The sequence below is a fragment of the Acutalibacter caecimuris genome (assembly GCF_034335085.1).
GTDB lineage: Bacteria > Bacillota > Clostridia > Oscillospirales > Acutalibacteraceae > Acutalibacter > Acutalibacter caecimuris.
Genome location: NZ_JAWXXJ010000037.1, coordinates 1 through 18,934, shown reverse-complemented (window position 1 = coordinate 18,934; position 18,934 = coordinate 1). Strand labels below are relative to the sequence as shown.

Annotated in this window: 14 protein-coding genes; 11 read left to right on the top strand and 3 right to left on the bottom strand. The window is 61.0% G+C overall.

What is annotated here, in order from left to right; genetic code table 11:
* Positions 1 to 553: 553 nt before the first annotated feature.
* Positions 554 to 1,273 carry an XRE family transcriptional regulator gene (locus tag U8U01_RS15470; protein ID WP_322176169.1) on the bottom strand — a complete coding sequence of 240 codons (720 nt, stop codon included), beginning with the start codon at positions 1,271 to 1,273 and terminating at the stop codon, positions 554 to 556.
* A gap of 147 nt (positions 1,274 to 1,420) precedes the next feature.
* On the opposite strand from U8U01_RS15470, the gene U8U01_RS15465 reads away from it, so the two are divergent.
* From U8U01_RS15465 to U8U01_RS15420, 10 genes are all read left to right on the top strand, one after another.
* Complete coding sequence (locus tag U8U01_RS15465) at positions 1,421 to 1,651, top strand: hypothetical protein (protein ID WP_322176166.1); 231 nt, start codon at positions 1,421 to 1,423, stop codon at positions 1,649 to 1,651.
* A gap of 38 nt (positions 1,652 to 1,689) precedes the next feature.
* Positions 1,690 to 2,052, top strand: a complete 363-nt coding sequence (locus tag U8U01_RS15460) for a terminase small subunit (protein WP_322176162.1) — start codon at positions 1,690 to 1,692, stop codon at positions 2,050 to 2,052.
* Positions 2,043 to 3,452 carry a PBSX family phage terminase large subunit gene (locus U8U01_RS15455; RefSeq protein WP_322176159.1) on the top strand — a complete coding sequence of 470 codons (1,410 nt, stop codon included), beginning with the start codon at positions 2,043 to 2,045 and terminating at the stop codon, positions 3,450 to 3,452. Before U8U01_RS15460 ends, U8U01_RS15455 begins: the two co-directional genes overlap by 10 nt.
* A 643-nt stretch (positions 3,453 to 4,095) precedes the next feature.
* Entirely contained in the window at positions 4,096 to 4,512 is a 417-nt protein-coding gene (locus U8U01_RS15450) for a phage holin family protein (protein ID WP_322176157.1), read from the top strand.
* Between the two features lie 3 nt (positions 4,513 to 4,515).
* Positions 4,516 to 5,193 carry a peptidoglycan recognition protein family protein gene (locus tag U8U01_RS15445; protein WP_322176154.1) on the top strand — a complete coding sequence of 226 codons (678 nt, stop codon included), beginning with the start codon at positions 4,516 to 4,518 and terminating at the stop codon, positions 5,191 to 5,193.
* Between the two features lie 178 nt (positions 5,194 to 5,371).
* Positions 5,372 to 7,021: a methyl-accepting chemotaxis protein gene (locus tag U8U01_RS15440; RefSeq protein ID WP_322176152.1), complete on the top strand. Its 1,650-nt coding sequence runs from the start codon at positions 5,372 to 5,374 to the stop codon at positions 7,019 to 7,021.
* Positions 7,022 to 7,359: 338 nt separating this feature from the next.
* Positions 7,360 to 8,688, top strand: a complete 1,329-nt coding sequence (locus tag U8U01_RS15435) for a YegS/Rv2252/BmrU family lipid kinase (protein ID WP_322176149.1) — start codon at positions 7,360 to 7,362, stop codon at positions 8,686 to 8,688.
* 231 nt (positions 8,689 to 8,919) lie between these two features.
* The gene (locus tag U8U01_RS15430) at positions 8,920 to 9,828 is read left to right on the top strand and encodes a DUF5685 family protein (protein WP_322176146.1); all 909 of its coding nucleotides are present in this window, start codon (positions 8,920 to 8,922) and stop codon (positions 9,826 to 9,828) included.
* A 59-nt stretch (positions 9,829 to 9,887) separates the two neighbouring features.
* Positions 9,888 to 10,508, top strand: coding sequence for a J domain-containing protein (locus U8U01_RS15425; protein ID WP_322176143.1), 621 nt, complete (start codon positions 9,888 to 9,890; stop codon positions 10,506 to 10,508).
* A 39-nt stretch (positions 10,509 to 10,547) separates the two neighbouring features.
* Positions 10,548 to 11,093 (top strand): hypothetical protein, encoded by a 546-nt coding sequence (locus U8U01_RS15420; protein ID WP_322176141.1) that lies wholly within the window; start codon positions 10,548 to 10,550, stop codon positions 11,091 to 11,093.
* Positions 11,094 to 11,282: 189 nt separating this feature from the next.
* On the opposite strand, the gene U8U01_RS15415 is transcribed toward U8U01_RS15420, so the two are convergent.
* Both U8U01_RS15415 and U8U01_RS15410 read right to left on the bottom strand, forming a co-directional pair.
* Positions 11,283 to 12,170 carry a sugar phosphate isomerase/epimerase family protein gene (locus U8U01_RS15415; RefSeq protein WP_322176139.1) on the bottom strand — a complete coding sequence of 296 codons (888 nt, stop codon included), beginning with the start codon at positions 12,168 to 12,170 and terminating at the stop codon, positions 11,283 to 11,285.
* 257 nt (positions 12,171 to 12,427) lie between these two features.
* A complete protein-coding gene (locus tag U8U01_RS15410) occupies positions 12,428 to 15,100 on the bottom strand; it encodes an NYN domain-containing protein (protein ID WP_322176137.1) in 2,673 nt (890 codons plus the stop codon).
* 368 nt (positions 15,101 to 15,468) lie between these two features.
* Between U8U01_RS15410 and U8U01_RS15405 the strand changes: the two genes are divergently transcribed.
* Positions 15,469 to 18,934: cadherin-like beta sandwich domain-containing protein (locus U8U01_RS15405; RefSeq protein WP_322176134.1), on the top strand; the 3,466-nt coding region annotated here is incomplete at its 3' end.

The window sequence follows — 18,934 nt, the reverse complement described above, 5'->3', positions numbered from 1 at the left end:
TTTAAAAAGTCCCCCTGCACCCCCCAAAACTTTTGAGGCGCTACGGGGGGCTCTGGGATGGGAGCGCGGGCGGCCCGGTGGCAAGCGGGGGCGGGGACGGGCGCTGGCAGGGGGACTTTTGAAAAAGTCCCCCTGCACCCCCCAAAACTTTTGAGGCGCTACGGGGGGCTCTGGGATGGGAGCGCGGGCGGCCCGGTGACGAGCGGGGGCGGGGACTTTACTTTTTTATTTTTTCTTATTTTTTCTTTTTGCTTTATTATTAAGGGAGAGGGGGGGATAAAAATCAACAAAATAAAAAAAGAAAAAACGAGAAAACAGAAAGCGAGGGGAACCGGGCAGGGAGCGTTACCCATAGCGCGGCCTGGGTAGCGGCTTAAAAGTTTTGGAGGGGGTGTGGGGGGGACTTTTTACAAAAAGTCCCCCCACAGAAAGCCTAGATGGGGAACCGGGCAGGGGGCGTTGCCCATAGCGCGGCCTGGGTAGCGGCTTAAAAGTTTTGGAGGGGGGTGTGGGGGGGGACTTTTTACAAAAAGTCCCCCCCACCACAGAAAGCCTAGCGCAAAAGCTTACCCAAGACCCGGCCTTGGCAGCGGAAGTCGTCGGACTCGTGGAGGGGGATGGGGGGGTAGGCGGGGTTAAGGGAGAGGAGCTGGGCGCGGCCCAGGCGTTTGATATAGCCGTCGCCGTTGAGGTAGAAGATGCCCACCTCGCCCTCGTTGAGGGCTTCCTCGATACGCTCGACGAACACGATGTCCCCGTCCCGGTAGGCGGGCTCCATGCTGTTGCCGTTGACCCGCACGCAGAAGTGGGCCCGCGCCGGCACCAGGTGGCCGGGGACCTCCAGGCGGGTCTTGTAGGCGGCGTCGCCCCAGGGCTCGCCGGTGCCGGCGCTGACGGCCAGGTCATAACAGTTGATATAGGTGACAAAGCCCTGGCCTTCGGGCTCGGCCTGCTGGGAGAGGGTCATGCGGTCATACTCCTTGTCCAGCACCAGGGTTGTCAGTTCTTTGCCGTGGACGTCCAGCAGCCGGTACTTGCGCAGGAGGGCCAACTCCTCTGGGGTGGCGCTGCCCGGTGCGCCGGTTTCCAGCAACTGGTCGGCGGAGATATCCAGCAGTTGTGAGAGGCGGCGGAGCTTGGCCAGGTCCGGCTGGCGGCGGCCGGTTTCGTAGCCGGAGTAGGTGGTTTTGTCCAGGTCCAGTTGCCGGGCCATGTGGTACTGGGTGAACCCGGCGGCCAGCCGGGCGGACTTGAGTTTTTCGTGAAAGCTCATGGGGTTCACTCCTTTTAAAAAAGTATAGCGCAAAAGTGTGCGTATTGTCAACCAATTTGCCAAAACCCCTTGACAAATAGGCGTATCGCCATTATAATTAAAAGTAGGTTGACAAATCGACAACAACACAGTAAGGGAGTGGGCAGAATGGAACACAGGACAAGCTTTGACTACGGGCTGATGGCCGGGGAGAGCGCCCGTGAACGGGACGTGCTGAAGGCGCAACTGGCCAGGCGCAAGGAAAACGGGCCCCAGGGGCAGGGGTTCCGCTGTTGGGAGCGGGAATGCCGGATGCTTTACGAAATGTACCTGGAACAGCGGGGCCTGTGCCGGGAACTGGAGCGCCGGGCCCGGCGGCGGGCTGGGCCCGGCCTTTGACCGGCAGGGCCCTGGGCGCAACAGAGGGGGGAGGACGCATGAAGAAATTTGACAGGCGGGCCGGGGCGGAACAGTACACGGCGCTGGTGGAAGCCTACTTTGCCCGGTGCCGGGAGGAGAAACAGCCCCCTACGCTGCCGGGGCTGGCCCTGGCGCTGGAACTGGCCAGCCGGGGGGAACTGGAACAGTTGGCCCGGCGGGACAACCCTACCGGCCGGGTGCTGCGCCGGGCCGTTACCAGGGTGGAGGAGGCCATTGTACAGGCGGCCCTGCGCAAGGAGTGCGGGGCCAACGCCAAGTTCTTGTTGCAGAACGGCTTTGGCTACCGGGAGAAAGGGGGCGCGCGGGCCCCGGAGGATATCCAGGTTACGGTAGACGGGGAGGAACCGCCGTGCGGGTGAATATTCCGAAGGGGGCCTTTAACCCGGTGTATTTGCCTTTGCTGGGGGACGGGCAACACCGGTACCTGGTGCTATACGGGGGCGCGGGCAGCGGCAAGAGCGTGTTTGCCGCCCAACGGCTGCTGATGCGGCTGCTGGGCCGGCCCCGGTGCAACCTGCTGGTGGCCAGGGCCGTGGCGGCTACCCACCGGGACTCTACCTTTGCGCTGCTGCGGCAGGTGATGGGCCAGTGGGGGGTGGAGGGGCTGTTCACCTGCCAGGAGGGGGCGTTGCGTATCACCTGCCACAACGGGAACAGCGTGATCTTTAAGGGGCTGGACGACACGGAGAAACTGAAGTCTGTGACCTTTGCCAAGGGGGAACTGACGGATATCTGGATAGAGGAGGCCTCGGAACTGCGGGAGGAGCAGTTTAATCAACTGGATTTGCGGCTGCGGGGACGGGAAGGGGGGAAACAGATCACCCTGACCTTTAACCCGGTTTCTGCCCTGCACTGGCTGAAGGGGCGGTTTGTGGACCGGCCGGACCCCAGGGCCGTGGTTTTGCGGACTACCCACCTGGACAACCGCTTTTTGGACCCGGACTACCGCCGGACTTTGGAGGGGTACCGGGAGAGCGACCCCTATTACTATCAGGTGTACTGCCTGGGGGAGTGGGGCGTGCCGGGGCAGGGGGTTTTTCACGGGGGACGGCTGGGGGCAAGGCTGGGGGAACTGGCCGGGCCCCGGAAAAGGGGGGATTTTATCTGCGCCACCCGGTACGGCCAGGGGCTGGGCCAGGCCACGGTGGATACGGGGAGCATCCGTTGGGCAGGGGCGGAGGACGGGTGTATTTCGGTGTACCGGGAGCCGGAGCCGGGGGCGGCGTATGTCATCGGCGGGGACACGGCCGGGGATGGCTCGGACTTTTTTGTGGGGCAGGTGGTGGATGTGGCCACCGGGGAACAGGTGTGCACCCTGCGGGGCAGGCTGGACGAGGACCAGTACGCCCGGCAGATGTTCTGCCTGGGGCGCTGGTACAACTGGGCCCTGCTGGCCGTGGAGGCGAATTTTTCCGCCTACCCGGCCAGGGAACTGCACCGCCTGGGCTATCCCAGCCAGTATGTGCGCCCCCGGAAGGACGGCCGCAGCCCCGGCTATGGCTTTTTGACCACCGCCCTGACCCGGCCTTTGATTTTAGCCGGGCTGGCGGAGGTAGTGCGGGAACATACGGCCTGGCTGCATGACCCGGACACCGTGCGGGAACTGCTGGCCTTTGTGCGCAACCGCCGGGGCCGGATGGAGGCAGGCCCCGGCGCCCACGACGACTGCGTGATCGCGTTGGCGATCGCCTACTATGTGCGCGCCCAGATCCTGCCCGGCGCCCCCCTGTGGGGACGCTCGGTGCCCCGGCGGGCCTGACTTGTGTAGGGGAAGTTTTTTGTAGGGGAGGTTTTTGTAGGGGGGATTTTGGAAAATCCCCCCTACGACCCCCTAAAACTTTTGTGCCGCTACCGGGGGGTATTTTGGAGGAGCGCCGGGGGCCCGGTGACGGGCGTTTTTTGTAGGGGGGATTTTGGAAAATCCCCCCTACGACCCCCTAAAACTTTTGTGCCGCTACCGGGGGCATTTTAGGGGAACGCCGGGGGCCCGGTGACGGGCGTTTTTTGTAGGGGGATTTTGGAAAATCCCCCCTACGACCCCCTAAAACTTTTGTGCCGCTACTGGGGGGTATTTTATGGGAACGCTGGCGGCACGGTGTCGGACGGAGGATTTTTTATTATTTCTTTTTATTTTTTCTTTCTTCTTATTTTTCTTTCTTTTTTGTTTTTACATTTTGCTTTTCATTTGCTTTTTTAAAATAAAATTAAAAAATAAAATTTTTAAATTTGAATTTGTTTTGGGGTGATTGGAAAGGGGGGGTGGGGGACCGGGCAGGCGGCGTTGTGGAAAGAAGGCGGATGGTAGCGGCAGAAAAGTTTTGGAAGGGGGGTGTGGGGGGAACTTTTTACAAAAAGTTCCCCCCATAGGCCCACCCAACCCAGTAGAGAAGGAGGCAACAAAGATGCAGGTAAAGAACGGGGTAATAGCGGTAGCGGCGGCGGTGGCCGGCCTTTTAGGGGGATGGGACATGGCGCTGCGGGTACTGGTGGGATTTATGGCAGTGGACTACGGGACGGGACTGGTGGTAGGGCTATGTGGGCGCTCGCCCAAGACGGGGGGCGGGAGGCTCTCCAGCCGGGCGGGGTTTTTGGGGCTGGCGCGCAAGGGGGGCATACTGCTGCTGGTGCTACTGGCCACGCTGCTGGACGGGGTGACGGGCAGCGGGTTTATCCGCACGGCGGTATGTTTCTTTTTTATTGCCAACGAGGGGCTTTCCATTTTGGAAAACCTGGGGTTGATGGGGGTACGGTACCCCCGGTTTTTGCGGGAGATGCTGGAGGTAATGGGCGAGGACGCGGACAAGGGGAAGGGGGCATAGAAGATGGTACCTATTCGGCAGCGGCTATGCCCGCCGGAGAAATACCCGGTAAAGTGCCCCTACACCCGCCAGCCGGCGTGCATTGTGATACACAACACCGCCAACGACGCCCCGGCGGAAAACGAAGCCGGCTATATGCTGGGGAACAGCCGGGAGGTATCTTTCCACTACGCGGTGGACGAGGGGGAGGCGGTGCAGTGCCTGCCCCTGGACCGGAACGCCTGGGCCAGCGGCGACGGCCACGGGGCAGGGAATATGCAGGGCATCCACATAGAGATATGCCGGTCCCTTTCTGGCGGGGCGCGGTTTGCCAGGGCGGAGGAGAACGCCGCGTGGCTGGCCGCCTGGCTGCTGGGTCAGTATGGCTGGGGGATCGACCGGGTGGGGAAACATCAGGATTACGACGGGAAGTACTGCCCCCACCGCACGCTGGACCTGGGATGGGGGCGGTTTTTGCAGATGGTACAAAGCTACAGGAGGGCAGAGGAGGCGCCTATGGATTACCAGCAATTTAAAGCATACATGGCCCGCTATGAACAGGAACTGGCCCAAAAACCCGCCAGCGGCTGGGCCAGGGAGGCCTGGGAGGCCGCCTGCGCCGGGGGCCTTTTGGACGGCACGGGCCCCCGGCTTCCCCTTACCAGGGAACAGGCCGCCGCTGTGCTGGGACGGGTGTTATAGGGGTTGGTTATAGAGCCCGGCGGCAGGCTGAAAAAAGGACAGGCCTTTGGGAAAAGTTCCCCTTGCAAAAATGCGCGGGGTGGTGTATGATAAGGGTATCTATCATGTGTTATTACGCCTTGCCGGGCGGCCCTCTTTGCCGGGCCCAGGCGGGGACTTATGGAAAGGACGTGTCCCTGTGAAAAAAAGCATCAAAAGATCCGTTGCCATCCGGGTGGCCGCAACGCTGGTGGCTACCATCCTGCTGAGCGTTATGACGACGGTGAACATCTTCCGCATTCAGGCCACCCAGGCCGAGGCCAAGCAGGCCAGTTCGCTTTTGAATCGGGCCCAAAGCGCGGAAACCGCCCACTACAGATGGTCTGCCAACCTGAGCAACGCCCTTTACGCGGGGAAAGAATTTACCGGCAGCATTGACCCCACCACCTGTGTGCTGGGCCAGTGGCTGTACGGCGAAGCCGGTACCAATGACCAGGATGTGCTGGCGCTGCGCTCGAAACTGGAGCCCCTGCACAAGGAGCTGCATGAATCGGCCACGGCTGTGCTGGATACCCTGAAAACCGACCCGGCCGCCGCCCAGGCCTACTACCAGGAAACCATACTGAGCAACCTGAATACGCTGGTGGGGCTTTTGGACCAGGTGATTGAGCGGGGCAGCGCCCTGAGCGCCGACACCAGCACGAAAATGGACAACACGGCTGTGACGATGCATATAACCTCCGGCGTGTGCCTGGCTGTGGCCCTGGCCTGCCTGCTGAACCTGATCTTCTTTGTGCTGAACCGGGTGGTGCGGCCGATTTTGACCATCACCAGCAGCAGCAGCCAGTTGCAGGAGGGACGGCTGGATTTGCGGATTGCGTATAAATCGGAGAACGAGTTGGGCGACCTGGCCCGTACCCTGACGGACTCCATGGCCCTGATCAACAGCTATGTGGAGGACATCAACCGCATACTGGACCAGGTTTCCCAGGGCGAGTTCGACGTGGATACCTCTGCGGACTACATAGGGGACTTCCAGTCCATCCAGCAATCCATCCGTAGCTTTACTTCCACCCTTTCCGCCGCGCTGGGGGAGATCACCCAGGCGGAGCAGCGGATCTCGCAGAACGCGGACCAGTTGGCCAGCAGCAGCCAGTCCCTGGCGCAGGGGGCCACGGAGCAGGCCAGTTCGGTGGAGGAGCTGTACGCGACGCTGGATGATATCTCCAAGAGCGCCCGGCAGAACGTGACGCTGGCCGGGGAGGCCCAGGACCGGGCTACCCGCACAGGGGAGCAGGTTTCCGCCAACGGGGAGCAGATGAAACAGATGGTGGCCGCCATGTCGGACATCAGCAATACTTCCCAGCAGATCGGGCAGGTGCTGTCTACCATTGAGAACATTGCCTTCCAGACCAACATACTGGCTTTGAACGCCGCCGTGGAGGCCGCCCGGGCCGGGGACGCGGGCAAGGGCTTTGCCGTGGTGGCCGGCGAGGTGCGGAACCTGGCGGCCCAGTCTGACCAAGCGGCGAAGGCTACCAAGGATTTGATTGACAACTGTGTGCAGGCCGCGGAGCGTGGCAGCCACATTGTGGGGGAGGTTTCCTCCTCTTTGCAGGAAACCTTGTCCCTGGTATCCCAGTCCAACCACGACATTGGGGTGATCGCCGACGCGGTGCGGGGCGAGGCGGAGGCCATCCAGCAGGTGACCGAGGGCATTGGGCAGATTTCGGCGGTGGTACAGACCAACTCCGCCAGCAGCGAGGAGTCTGCGGCGGTGAGCGCGGAACTGTTCGCCCAGTCCAACCGGCTGAAGGCCGAAACAGGGAGATTCCACTTGAAGGATTGACACCCTCTTTCTATCATATAGGCAGGCCCTCCGCCACCGGCGGGGGGCCTGCCCCCTTGTTGGGGGGATCGCGGCCGGGGGCGGGAAACAGGGGGTATCCCCCTTACTCCACAAAAAGTTGGGGGCTGGGGAAACTTCTTCACCTTTTTCAACCCCGGAAAAAGCCAGTAAAACCGGGGGCTGCAGGGGGTTCTCCACATTTTCCACGGAGTTTTCCACAGTTATCCACCGGAACCGGTGGATAAGTAGGCCGGAAAGCCTTGCCTGCTGCCTGCCGCTTTACTTTTGGCGCGGATTTTGCTATAATCAGGATAATAGAATAACAAAGGAGCGCGCGTATGGCAGACACCCACCTAAAATGCATGGTGGCCCCTTGGGACAGCCAGGCAAAATGCAAGTATGTTGTAGTATTTTCCCGCTATCAGGGGAAACTTCTTTTAAGCCGCCACAGGGCCCGCGACACCTGGGAAACACAGGGCGGGCATATTGAGGAGGGGGAAACCCCGCTGGAGGCCGCCCGCCGGGAACTTTGGGAGGAGAGCGGCGCTACGGGGTTTTCCATAGAGCCTGTATGCCTCTACCACGCCTGGGTGGTGGAAAACGAGGCGGACGCCGCCTGGGGGGCGGTGTTCTTTGCGGACATAGAGGCCCTGGGGCCCCTGCCGGAAAAGGAAATGGCAGAGGTGAAATGCTTTGACAGCCTGCCGGAAAATATTACCTACCCTGGCATTACGCCGGTTATCTTCCGGCGGGTGCGGGGGCGTTTTGAAAGGAAACCTGGCATGACGATACACATCCTGATTAACCCCAACGCCGGCCGGCAGACCCTGTTGCAGGATTTGGACGGGGTATACGCCGCGCTGGCCGGGGAGGGGCACACGCCGGTGCTGGAACTGACGGTTTCTTCCCAGCACGCCGCCGCGGCCCTGGAGCGGGCCATTGCCCAAAAGCCGGATGCCCTGGTTTGCTGCGGGGGCGACGGCACCCTGAGCGCCACGGTAAACGGCCTGCTGCACAGCGGGGCCCGGCTGCCGTTGGGGTACATCCCCTGCGGGACGACCAACGACTTTGCGGATTTTCTTGGCCTGCCCAGGGAGCCGGCCAGGGCCGCGGCCCTGCTGGCCGGGGCAGACCCGGCCCCGGTGGACATCGGCCGCTTTGGGGACCGGTACTTTGTCTATGTGGCCTCCTTTGGGGCTTTTACCCAGAGTTCGTACACCGCCACCCAGAGTTTGAAGAATTCCCTGGGGCATCTGGCGTATGTGATCGAGGGGATCAAGGAACTGCCGCTGTTGAAGTCTTACCCGGTGCGGGTGGACACGGCGGAGGGCGGCGTGTATGAGGGGGATTACCTGTTTGGGTCGGTAAGCAACTCTACCTCTTTGGGGGGTGTGATTAAGCTGGACCGGGCCCATGTGGACCCGGTAGACGGGAAATTTGAACTGAGCCTGGTGAAACGGCCCCGGAACCTTTTGGAACTGAACCGCATTTTGCTCTGCCTGAAAAACGGCAAGGCGGACGAGGAGCTGATCACCTTTGTGCACACGGCAGGGGCCTCTTTTACCTGTGCCGAGCCCATGCCCTGGTCCCTGGACGGGGAATATGCCAGCGGCGGCACGGATGTACAGGTGGAGGTGCTGCCGGGGGCGTTGCAGCTATACCGCTAAAAGCGGGCCTGGGATGGGAGCCTGGGGGGCGGGTGGGGGGGACGATGCCGTTTTCCACGGGGCCGGGGGCCCCGTTGCGCCGGCCCTCACCCAACGCCGCCCACCGATGCCGCCTGCCACACACAGCCGGGGCCGGGGAAAAGTAAAGGAAATAGCGCCTTTTGTTTACAGTGTGTTCAACATCTTCCCGGCGGAATCCGTTAAAATAATAGCAGACAAGGAGAATGCCCCATGTTCGGTTATGTGCGCCCCTGTAAGCCGGAACTGCTGGTGCGGGAGTACAGCCAATATAAAGCGGTTTACTGTGAACTGTGCCGGGTGCTGGGCAAGGAATACGGTTTTTCCGCCCGGTTTGCCTTAAGTTATGACTGTGCCTTTTACGCGCTGCTGGCTTTATCTCTGGCGGGCGCACGGGTGGAGGAGCACCGGGGCCGTTGCGTATGCAACCCCCTAAAACGCTGCACCTACCTGCCCAGCCCCGGAGAGGAATACAAAAAAGCCGCGGCCCTGTGTGTACTGCTTACCTACCACAAGCTACGGGATGACGTAGAGGACAAGGGGGGGCTTTCTGCCCTGGGTAGCTGGGCTTTGCTGCTGCTGGCCGGGCCTAAAGCCAAAAAAGCCGCAGGGCGGTACCCCTTTTTGGCCCAACAGGCCCAGGAGGCTATGGACGCCCAGCGGCAGGCTGAAGGGAGCGGGGCCGGGGTGGATCCCTGCGCGGAACCTACCGCCCAGCTTCTACAGGCGCTTTTTGGCGAACTGGCCGGCTGCGAACAGCGCCAGCGCCCGGCTTTGGAGCAGTTTGGGTACTTTTTGGGGCGGTGGGTCTACTTGATGGACGCGGCGGATGACCTGCGGGAGGATTTGAAGGAGGGGGCTTTTAACCCCTTTATCGCCCGGCTGGGGCTGGAGGGGAAAAGGGAACTGGGCCCCAAGGAGCGGGAAGAGGCGGACGCTGCCTGCAACGCCGCGCTGAACGCCACTGCCGCCCGCCTGGCACTGGCGGTGAACCTGCTGGAACTGGGGCCCTTTGGGCCTATCATTGAAAACGTGGCGCTGAAGGGGCTGCCCCAGGTGCAGCGGGAGATCCTCTTTTTACACGTGAAAGAACGGCCCCGGCGGGAACTGGAAAAGCTCTGAATGCCGCTTTGCGGCTGTTTGGGATATTTCTTTAACAAAGAAAGGGAAGGGTTATCAACATGACGGATCCGTATAAGGTGCTGGGCGTGTCCCCATCGGCCAGCGACGAGGAGATTAAGGACGCGTACCGCAAGCTGGCGAAGAAGTATCACCCGGACCAGTACGCCGAAAGCCCCTTGAAAGAGTTGGCCGACGAGAAGATGAAGGAGATCAACGAGGCCTACGACGCCATTACGGCCCAGCGCAAAGCCGGGGGCGGGTACGCCCGGTATAATGGGGCGCAGAATGCCGTGCACTACAACCAGGGCTCCGGTTTTAGCGATGTGCGCAGCCTGATCATGTCCGGGCGCATTGCCGACGCGGAACAACTGCTGAACGGCGTGCCCGCTGACCGGCGCAACGCGGAGTGGTATTTCCTGAAGGGCTCGGTGCTGTACCGGCGGGGCTGGCTGGAGGAGGCCAAGGACCATTTCTCCAGGGCCTGCCAGATGGACCCGGGCAACGGGGAGTACAGCGCGGCCCTGAGCCAGGCCATGAACCAGCGCAGCGGTATGTATGGCGGCTATAACGCCAACCAGAATATGGCCGGCGGCTGCAACACCTGCGATATGTGCTCTGGCTTGCTGATGGCTGACTGCTGCTGTGAGTGCATGGGCGGCGACCTGGTCCCCTGCTGCTAAGGCGGGCTGTTTTCCCTTGCAAAGGAGATGCTCTTCCCTATGAAAAACACCTTTAAATTGGCCCTATGCGGGGTGGTGGCGGCCCTTTCGGTGGTGCTGATGCTCTTTGAGGGGCTGTTCTCTCTGGCATCTGTGGCCATACCGGCTGTGGCCGGCTGCCTGCTTATCCCCCTTGTGGCGGAGGCCGGGGCGGGGTACGCCCTGGGGGCCTATGGGGCCACCAGCCTACTGTGCCTGCTTTTGGCCCCGGACCGGGAAGCCGCGCTGATCTACCTGCTGTTTTTCGGCTACTACCCAGTGCTGTTTGCGGTGCTGAGCAAGATCAGGCCCAAGGCCCTGCGCTGGGCGGCCAAGCTGGCGGTTTTTAACGCCGCGGCCATTGCCGACGCCCTGCTGGCCGTTTTTATACTGGGCGTGCCGGTGGAGGAATTTACTGGGCTGCCCTTGGTGGGCCGCTGGGGCCCTGTGGTGCTGCTGGCGCTGGCCAATGTGGTTTTTGTGCTGTACGACTACACCCTGGCCGGGTTGATCACCCAATACTTCCGGCGGCTGCACGGACGGCTTGCCCGCTACTTCCGGCACTAGGGCCGGGGGTGGGGGCCGGTGCGGCTTTGGCTGGCTTTGGGTACACGGCGGCTTTTGCCGGGCCTATGGGCTTGCGGCAGGGCCGGCCAGGATAGGATCATCATGTTTATGCGCAAGAAAGCCCTCGGAGGATGGCCTCCGGGGGCTTTTTATGGGCTTTTTTTGTCAGGGGGCTATTTTATGTAGGGCTTAGTGGATGTGGGCCTTGATCCACTCGCAGTCCTCTTTGATGCACTGGTCGTGCTCGGCGTAGAAACCTTCCCGCTCGATAACCCAGAAGGCTTCAAAACTCTGCTCGTCCAGGGCGTTCTTGATCTCCTGCCAATCGATATTGGACTCCGGCGCGCCCAACTTGCACTGGACTTCAAAGCGCTTTTTTCCCTCGGGGCTCTCGTTGCGGGCGGTGAAGGCGTCCAGCATCTTCTGGCGCTCCTCCAGGGACATCTCCGCCACATGGGCAAAGGGGCTCTCGTGGTTGCCCTCTGCATGGGCCGAACGGGGCTGGGGGCCAGGGCCCTGTACCCGGCAGTTTTCTTTGACGTGGATGGCCACGATGCGGTCCTTATACCGGCGGATGAAGGAGGGGGGATAGGTGCCGGCGTTCATGGTCCAGCCGCAATCAAGCTGGAAGAAACACTTGCTGGAGTTCTCTGCCAGGATCTCCAGCAGGGGGCGGCCGTTATCCACATAGAACTCTTTGCTGTGGTTGTGGTAGCCCACCTTGACGCCGTAGGGCGCGGCCATTTCGGCCATGGCGTCCAGCTTATGGGCTACCTCGATGGCCTCTGCCTCGTTGCAGAAGTCTGTGCTGGCCCAGATGACTGCCTTGCCGCCCAGTGCGGCCATTTTTTTCACGATCTCCTCGGTGGGCTCCGCGTGGACGGAAACGATCTCCAGGCCGGTTTCCTGGGCCCACTTTTTGATGTCCTCCACGTCGTTGTCCAGGTCGACGGGCAGCAATTCTACGCCGTCAAAGCCCAGGGCCTTGATGGTCTTAAACTTCTCCAAAAGGGTGGGGCCCAGGCCCAAATAGCTGGCGATACCGCCGAAAGAATACGTGCCGATATTGACTTTCATCGTGCATAGCCTCCATTTTTATGGTGATTGGGTACTGGTTTTATGATACCACGCCCGGGTGGGCTTGTCAATATTTTCCTGAGGCGGGGTGTGTCCATAAAGAAGAGTTTATGACGAAATGTTGGCCTCCGGCGGTTTAGGGGCGTTGCCCCTAAAAACCCCACCACCTTTGAAAAGGTGGACGAAACTTTTACCGTTTGTTTGCCGGAGCCTTTCTTTTACGCTCTCTATTTTGGACACAGCCCGGCGGCGGGACGTTAGGGTTTTCTTTTTTTGCGCGTTTCCTGCTTTGCCTGTTTGAGGGCATCCCCTACGGTTTGCCCTTTGAGGGCTGCCCGCTTTTCCCGCAGGATGGCGGCGATTTCCCCCTGGGTGCGCTCGATCTCCGCCCGCAGTTCCCGTGCCGGCATACGCAGGGCGCCGTGTCCCAGGATGATCAGTTGCTCGGCGAAGTCTGCGCTGGCCACCAGCACCCGGTGGCGCTGCCGGGTTAGCCGGTAGCTGGCCTTTTCGATGTAGGCGTCGGCGGTTTCGGCCTCTTTGGTATACACCACATGGATGTTGTGGTACCGGGCCACCGAGCCGGTACCGTTGGGCACCCGGTAGGCATCGAATACCAGGATCACCCGGTTTTGCCGGTACCCTTGGTAGTTGCTGAGAAGGTCCATCAGCGCCTGCCGGGCGGTTTCCAGGTCTGCTTTGGCCAGGGCGTGCAGGTCCTCCCAGGCGAAGATCATATTGTAGCCGTCCACCAATAGATACTCCGGCCCGGCGGAGGGGACGGGCACAGATACCCGGAGCCCGTCGGCAGGCTCCGGTTTGGGGCGGGCGGGCTTTTTTACCGGTTGGAGATCCCGTGGCTTGACCGCCCCGTAGGTCTTTTCAAAGATGGCCAACAGTTCGGCGTCCTGGGCCAGGCCGGTTTTAGGCGGGGCCTTTTCCGCCGGCCCGCCGCTTTCCGGAAAAGGGGGCAGTGCCTCCTTTCCGGGCTTGGGCAAGCCGCTGTAGGCGGGCAGGTGCATATACTGCTCCACCTGATGCCAGGGCACAAAGAACCCCGCCCCGTGGGCGCAGAACACCGACCCGGCCGGGTCCCCGGTATCCTGGTCCGGGTCATAGCCCAGGGCCTCTACCACGGCCTGCTGCCCGGCACAGGGGCGGTAGCCCTCCAGCCGGCAGGCCACCCGGCCCAGGCCTTTGGTATAGGCCGCCACCTGGGCCGCGTAGTCCCCAAAAGCCGCTACGGGCACGCTGGCATCCAGCACGGTTTCCCCGCCCATGGCCTGGGGGGAGCCGGCCTCGCCGCCCATGCGCTGGATATCTGCCAGGGCCCGGCCCAGGCTGGGGGTGGGCAGCTCCAGATGCAGGGCATACCAGGGCTCCAGCAGGATGCTTTCCGCTTTCATCAGCCCCTGCCGCACGGCCCGGTAGGTGGCCTGGCGGAAGTCCCCGCCCCCGGTGTGCTTTTCGTGGGCCCGGCCCGAAAGCAGGGTGATCTTCATATCCGTAATGGCCGAGCCGGTGAGCACCCCCCGGTATTCCTTTTCCTCCAGATGGGTGAAGATCAGCCGCTGCCAGTTGCGGGCCAAAAAGTCCTCGGAACAGGCGGTGGCAAATTGCAGGCCGCTGCCGGGGGGCAGGGGTTCCAGCAGCAGGTGCACTTCGGCATAGTGGCGCAGAGGCTCGTAATGGCCCACCCCCTCTACCGGGGCGGCGATGGTTTCCCTGTACACCACGTTCCCCGGCCCAAAGGCCACGTCCAGGCCAAAGCGGTCCAGGATCACCCGCTGTAGGATCTCCGCCTGCACCTTGCCCATCAGCCGCAGGTGGATCTCCCCCAGGGCCTCGTTCCATTCCAGATGGAGCTGGGGGTCCTCCTCGGCCAGTTGCCAAAGGTTTGGCAGCACCGCGTGGGGCTGGGCCCCCTCGGGCAGGATCAGGCTGTAGGCAATGGCGGGCTCCAGGGCCGGGGGCGGGCCGGGGGGCTCGGCCCCCAGCGCCTGGCCGGGGAAGGTGGAGGTAAGCCCTGTTACCGCGCAGACTGTGCCGGCCCCGGCCTCCGGAACGGCGGTGTATTTCTCCCCGGAGTAGATGCGGATCTGGTCGGCCTTTTCCTCGCCGCCGGGCAGGGGGAGGAGGGTTTTTACCGGCAGGCTGCCGCCGGTGATCTTCATGTGGGTAAGCCGGGCGCCCTGGCTGTCCCGTGAAATTTTATATACCCGTGCGGCAAAGTCCGGGCTCCAGGCCGGACGGGGGGCAAAGCGGGCCAGGCCGTCCAGCAGTTCGTCTACCCCCTGGGCCCGCAGGGCGCAGCCGAAAAAGCAGGGGAAACACTTCCGCGCGCCAATGAGCCGGCGGAGGGTTGCCTCCTCCAGCCGGCCGGCGTCCAGGTACTCGGCCAGGGCTTTTTCGTCCCCCAGGGCGGCCTGCTCCCAGAAACTGTCCGTCCCGTAGTGGGTAAAGTCCAACAGGGTGTCGCCAAGGCCGGCACGCAGCTTGTCCAGCAGCCCGGCCTTATCCACCGGCTGGTCCATCTTGTTGAGGAAGAGGAATACCGGGACGCCCCGGCTCTCCAGCAGCCGCCAGAGGGTAAGGGTATGGCCCTGGGGGCCGTCCGGGCCGGAGATCACCAAAATGGCGCAATCCAGCACTTGCAGGGTGCGTTCGGCCTCGGCGGAAAAATCCACATGGCCGGGGGTGTCCAGCAGGGTGAGTTCCAGGCCGGGCAGGTGGAGCACAGCCTGCTTGTTGAATATGGTGATGCCCCGCTCCCGCTCCAGGGCGTTGTGGTCCAGGAAGGCGTCGGCATGGTCTACCCGGCCCAGGCTGCGCAGGGTGCCGCCCCGGTATAGCAGGGCCTCAGAGAGGGTAGTTTTCCCGGCGTCCACATGGGCCAGGATGCCGGCGGTCAATCTCCGCAAGGGGTGCATCATACCGCTCCTTTCCGTTGTTTTCCGGGCGCGGCCCGGTGGGTGTGGGTTTATGGCGCTGGGGACAGGGTAGCATAGCTGCAAGCCGCTTTGCGCCTTGCCAAATCGCCAGGGCGATTGGCTCTACTGAAATATCCCTATGATATTATAGCATAGCTGCAAGCCGCCTTGCGCCTTGCCAAATCGCCAAGGCGATTTGTAAACTTACTCTGCAAGTTTTGGCTCTGCTGAAATATCCTCTGGATATTATAGCACATCCGGCCCGGGGCGCGCAATTTTATTTTTCACACGGATGTGAGTATATAGTTAACTTCCACTCAGCGGCGAAAGGGCCGGCTGAGAATCTAAAATTTAAGAGGGTTGAAATCATGAACAAAAGCAAGTTTCTGAAGAAATCACTTGCGGCGTTTCTGGCCATTCTCATGGTCGCCGCAATGATTCCGATGAGCGCGTTTGCTGCTGATGCCGACGTGATCAAAGTCGGCGGGGTGGAAACCACGTTTGACGGGGAAGGTTACTCCGTCACACTGGCCCACACCAGCGGCAATGTCGCTACTGAGCTGGCTAAAGTGGTCGTCGAGCTGAGCAGCACGGCGGGCACCAAGGTCGGCATCTATGGCGCCAACGGCCGCCAGGTAGGCACCAGCCTGCAGGGCCGCCCGGGCACCAACGGGACCAAGAGCGCCCCGTTCAGCCTGAAAACTTGGGCCATTGAGAAGCCCGAAAGCGGCGACTTTGGTGTGTACACCCTGGAGCTGCGCGTGACCAAAGACGGCGAAACCACCGCCACCGCCTACCCGCTGACCATTACCGTAGAGCAGCGCGCGGCCAGCGGCGACGTTTCCATCGCCGAGGTTACGGGCACCAATGTTGTGGACGCCCGCATCGACAACGAGAAGTACGAGATCGTTGTTGTGAAGCCGCTGGGTGTTACCGACGCCGCAGTTGCCCTGGCCGCGTCCAATTTCAAGACCACGGACAGCAAGGCCAAGATTACGGCTGTGAGCACCAACAAAGTCACGGTGACCTCTGAAAACAACACCACCCGTGACTACAAGATCTCTTATGAGCTTGAGCCCGTTTTTGACGAGTTCTCTATTCCCAGCATGAGCAAGCTGGAGATGGGTGAAAATGCCAGAACTTCTGGCGAGTTGGTCTTGAACATCACCGTACCCTTTGGTACCGACCTGACCAAGATCATCCCCACCTACACCCCGGCTGCTGGTGTTAAGACCATCAAGCAGAGCACTAATGTGGCGTATGACCGCGACGGCGGCCTGGCCAGCAGCGGTGTTGCTGCCTGGACTTCTTCCCCCGCTGTTTCCTATCCTGCACAGAAAACAGTTACCGTTAACGTTGTAACAGACAACCAGGCCGGTGGCGATGACGTTGTCATCACCGTTTCTTACGCTGCTAACACAGCGGCCGGGCTGAGCGCTGTTAAAGTACAGAATAGTGATGCCGACGTTTATGAACAGGCTGCTGTTGAAGTGACCGGCAACAACGCCACCATCAATGTGGGCGACGCCGACTTCACTGCCGACAGCGTGACCCGCGAACTCACCTTTGTCGTGGAAAAAGACGCCAAGGTAACTTGGGTGAAGGCTGAGGGCAACGTGGTGGTTGACGACTACACCACCGCCACCGCCCACGACGGCGAGGTTGTTTTTACCGGCGTTGACCTGAAGAAGTACACCAAGACCCCCATGGAAGTGCTGGTGGAGAGCCACGACAACGGCGCTGCCGAGCGTTATTTCCTGACCTTTGCCGGCGCCCCCGATGCGTCCACTTCTCCCGCTGCTATTTCCGGCATTACCCTGTTCGACAAGGACGGCAAAACCTACACGCCCAACATCAAGGACGTTATCACCGTGCCTGCCGGTACAGACCTGGCTGGGCTGGACACTCTGTTTACCGGCGCCAGCAGCGGCGTGAGCGCTGTGGTTGCCAATGGTGCTACGGTTGTTGGCTTTGATGGCGCTGCCGATATGGATACCCCCATTATCGGTAAAACCGCTATTAATGCCATTGACTTCGTTGCTCCCGCGGATCCGGCTCCGGAAAATATGCCCGAAGGCGCTATTGGCTCTGTGGAACTGCACGCCTACTATACCAAAGCAGGCGGTAGCAATCCTCCTCAGCCCACACCCGCCCTGCTTACTGTTGCCGCTACCATAAATAATGCGGCGGCTGCGGTTGCTCCTGTAGTTGACGACTCTGCAAAAACCATCACAGTCAATTATACTAGTTCTGAGGAAAGCAATCTGAATTCTGTTAAGCTGACCCTGACTGGTGGTACTGGGGTAACCAAAATTAAAACAAAAGAAGATTCTGGTGCTGCCACTGAATACAATGCGTCAACTGGGTTTGTGGTTGACCTGACTGCCCAGAAAACCTATCAAGTAATTCTTACTAAGGACGACCAAAGTACGGTTACTTACACAGTGGCAAAAGCTGGCAGTGCCTCCACGCCCACGTCCCGTGCGGCTGACCCTGCTGCCGATACCTGCGTGAAAAAGACCTACTGGATTGTGCCTGCTGCGCCCAGCGACAACAACTCCATCCATGCCTTGACCGTTGCCAGCGTGGACACCATCAACGCTATTAAGGACGGCAAGACCAAGTTTGAGGCTGTTATCAACCAGGACGCCCAGACCATCCGCATTGAAGTGCCCTACACCTTTGCCGTGAAGAATGGCACCCATGATACAACGGCTGCCCTCTACGTTTACGACTGGATGAAGGACGAGGGGACCACCGTTAAGAATGGTGCTACCACCATCAGCGACAAGTTTGACACCACGCTGCTGGCCGCCCAGGCTGCCGGGACCAAGATCGCTACGTTGGCGAATACCGACGCGATCACCACCCTGGCCGACGAGGCTACCTTCCTGGCTGCCAGCGACTTCAAGACCAAGGCTATCGAGATCAAGGTTTGGAGCGAGAGCCAGAATGCCACCCAGAGCACCGGCGCCGACACGCCCAAGAGCTACTACCTGTATGCCGTGCGTGCCAATGCCAGCTCCGAGTGCGACCTGAACGAAATCATCAGCAAGACCGCAGGCGTTACCGCTGCCCGCGACACCACGGTTGCCAACCTGAACAAGTTCATCATCACCGTGCCCTTCAGCTTTAACGCCAAATCTTACGACGCCAAGACCGCCAAAACCTTTGAGTTGGGCTTTGACGTGAGCGAAGGCGCCAGCGTGAAGAACGGCGCCAACACCTGGGCCGGCCCCGATGTGACCGAGAAGAAGTTTGCGGTTGCCGCCGACAAGCTGTATTGGGGTGGCAAGCAGATTACCGGCAACACCATCACCGTAACCGCCGAGGACGGCAGCAGCTCCAAGGAGTATGAGTTGGTCGTAAAGACCGCCGAGCCCCAGACGGACGCCAGCCTGTCCGGCATTAAGGTGGGCGATGTTGCGGCCACTGCCGAGGAGAACGCTTACACCGTTACACTGGATAAGGACGCCGACCTGACCGCCCAGAGCGTGACCATCGAAACCACTTCCGCAGTGGCAACCATCAAGGTAGACGGCAAGGACTACACTGCCCCCGCCACCCTGGATATCTCCAAGGAAGTGAAGATTGAAGTTACCGCCGAGGACGGCACCACAAAGGCCGAGTACACCTTGGTTGGTGAGAACTACGTACCCAGCACCGCCGCCGAGATCACCGGCCTGACCGTAAACGGCGAGGCTGTTGAGGCTAACGAGGACGGCACCTACGCCGCTGAGGTGGAGGAGCTGGACGTGGAGGCCATCGAGGTAGCGGTTGAGGTAAGCGAGGGCGCTACCTACGAGATCACCAACGAAGTTGCGGAGGATAAGA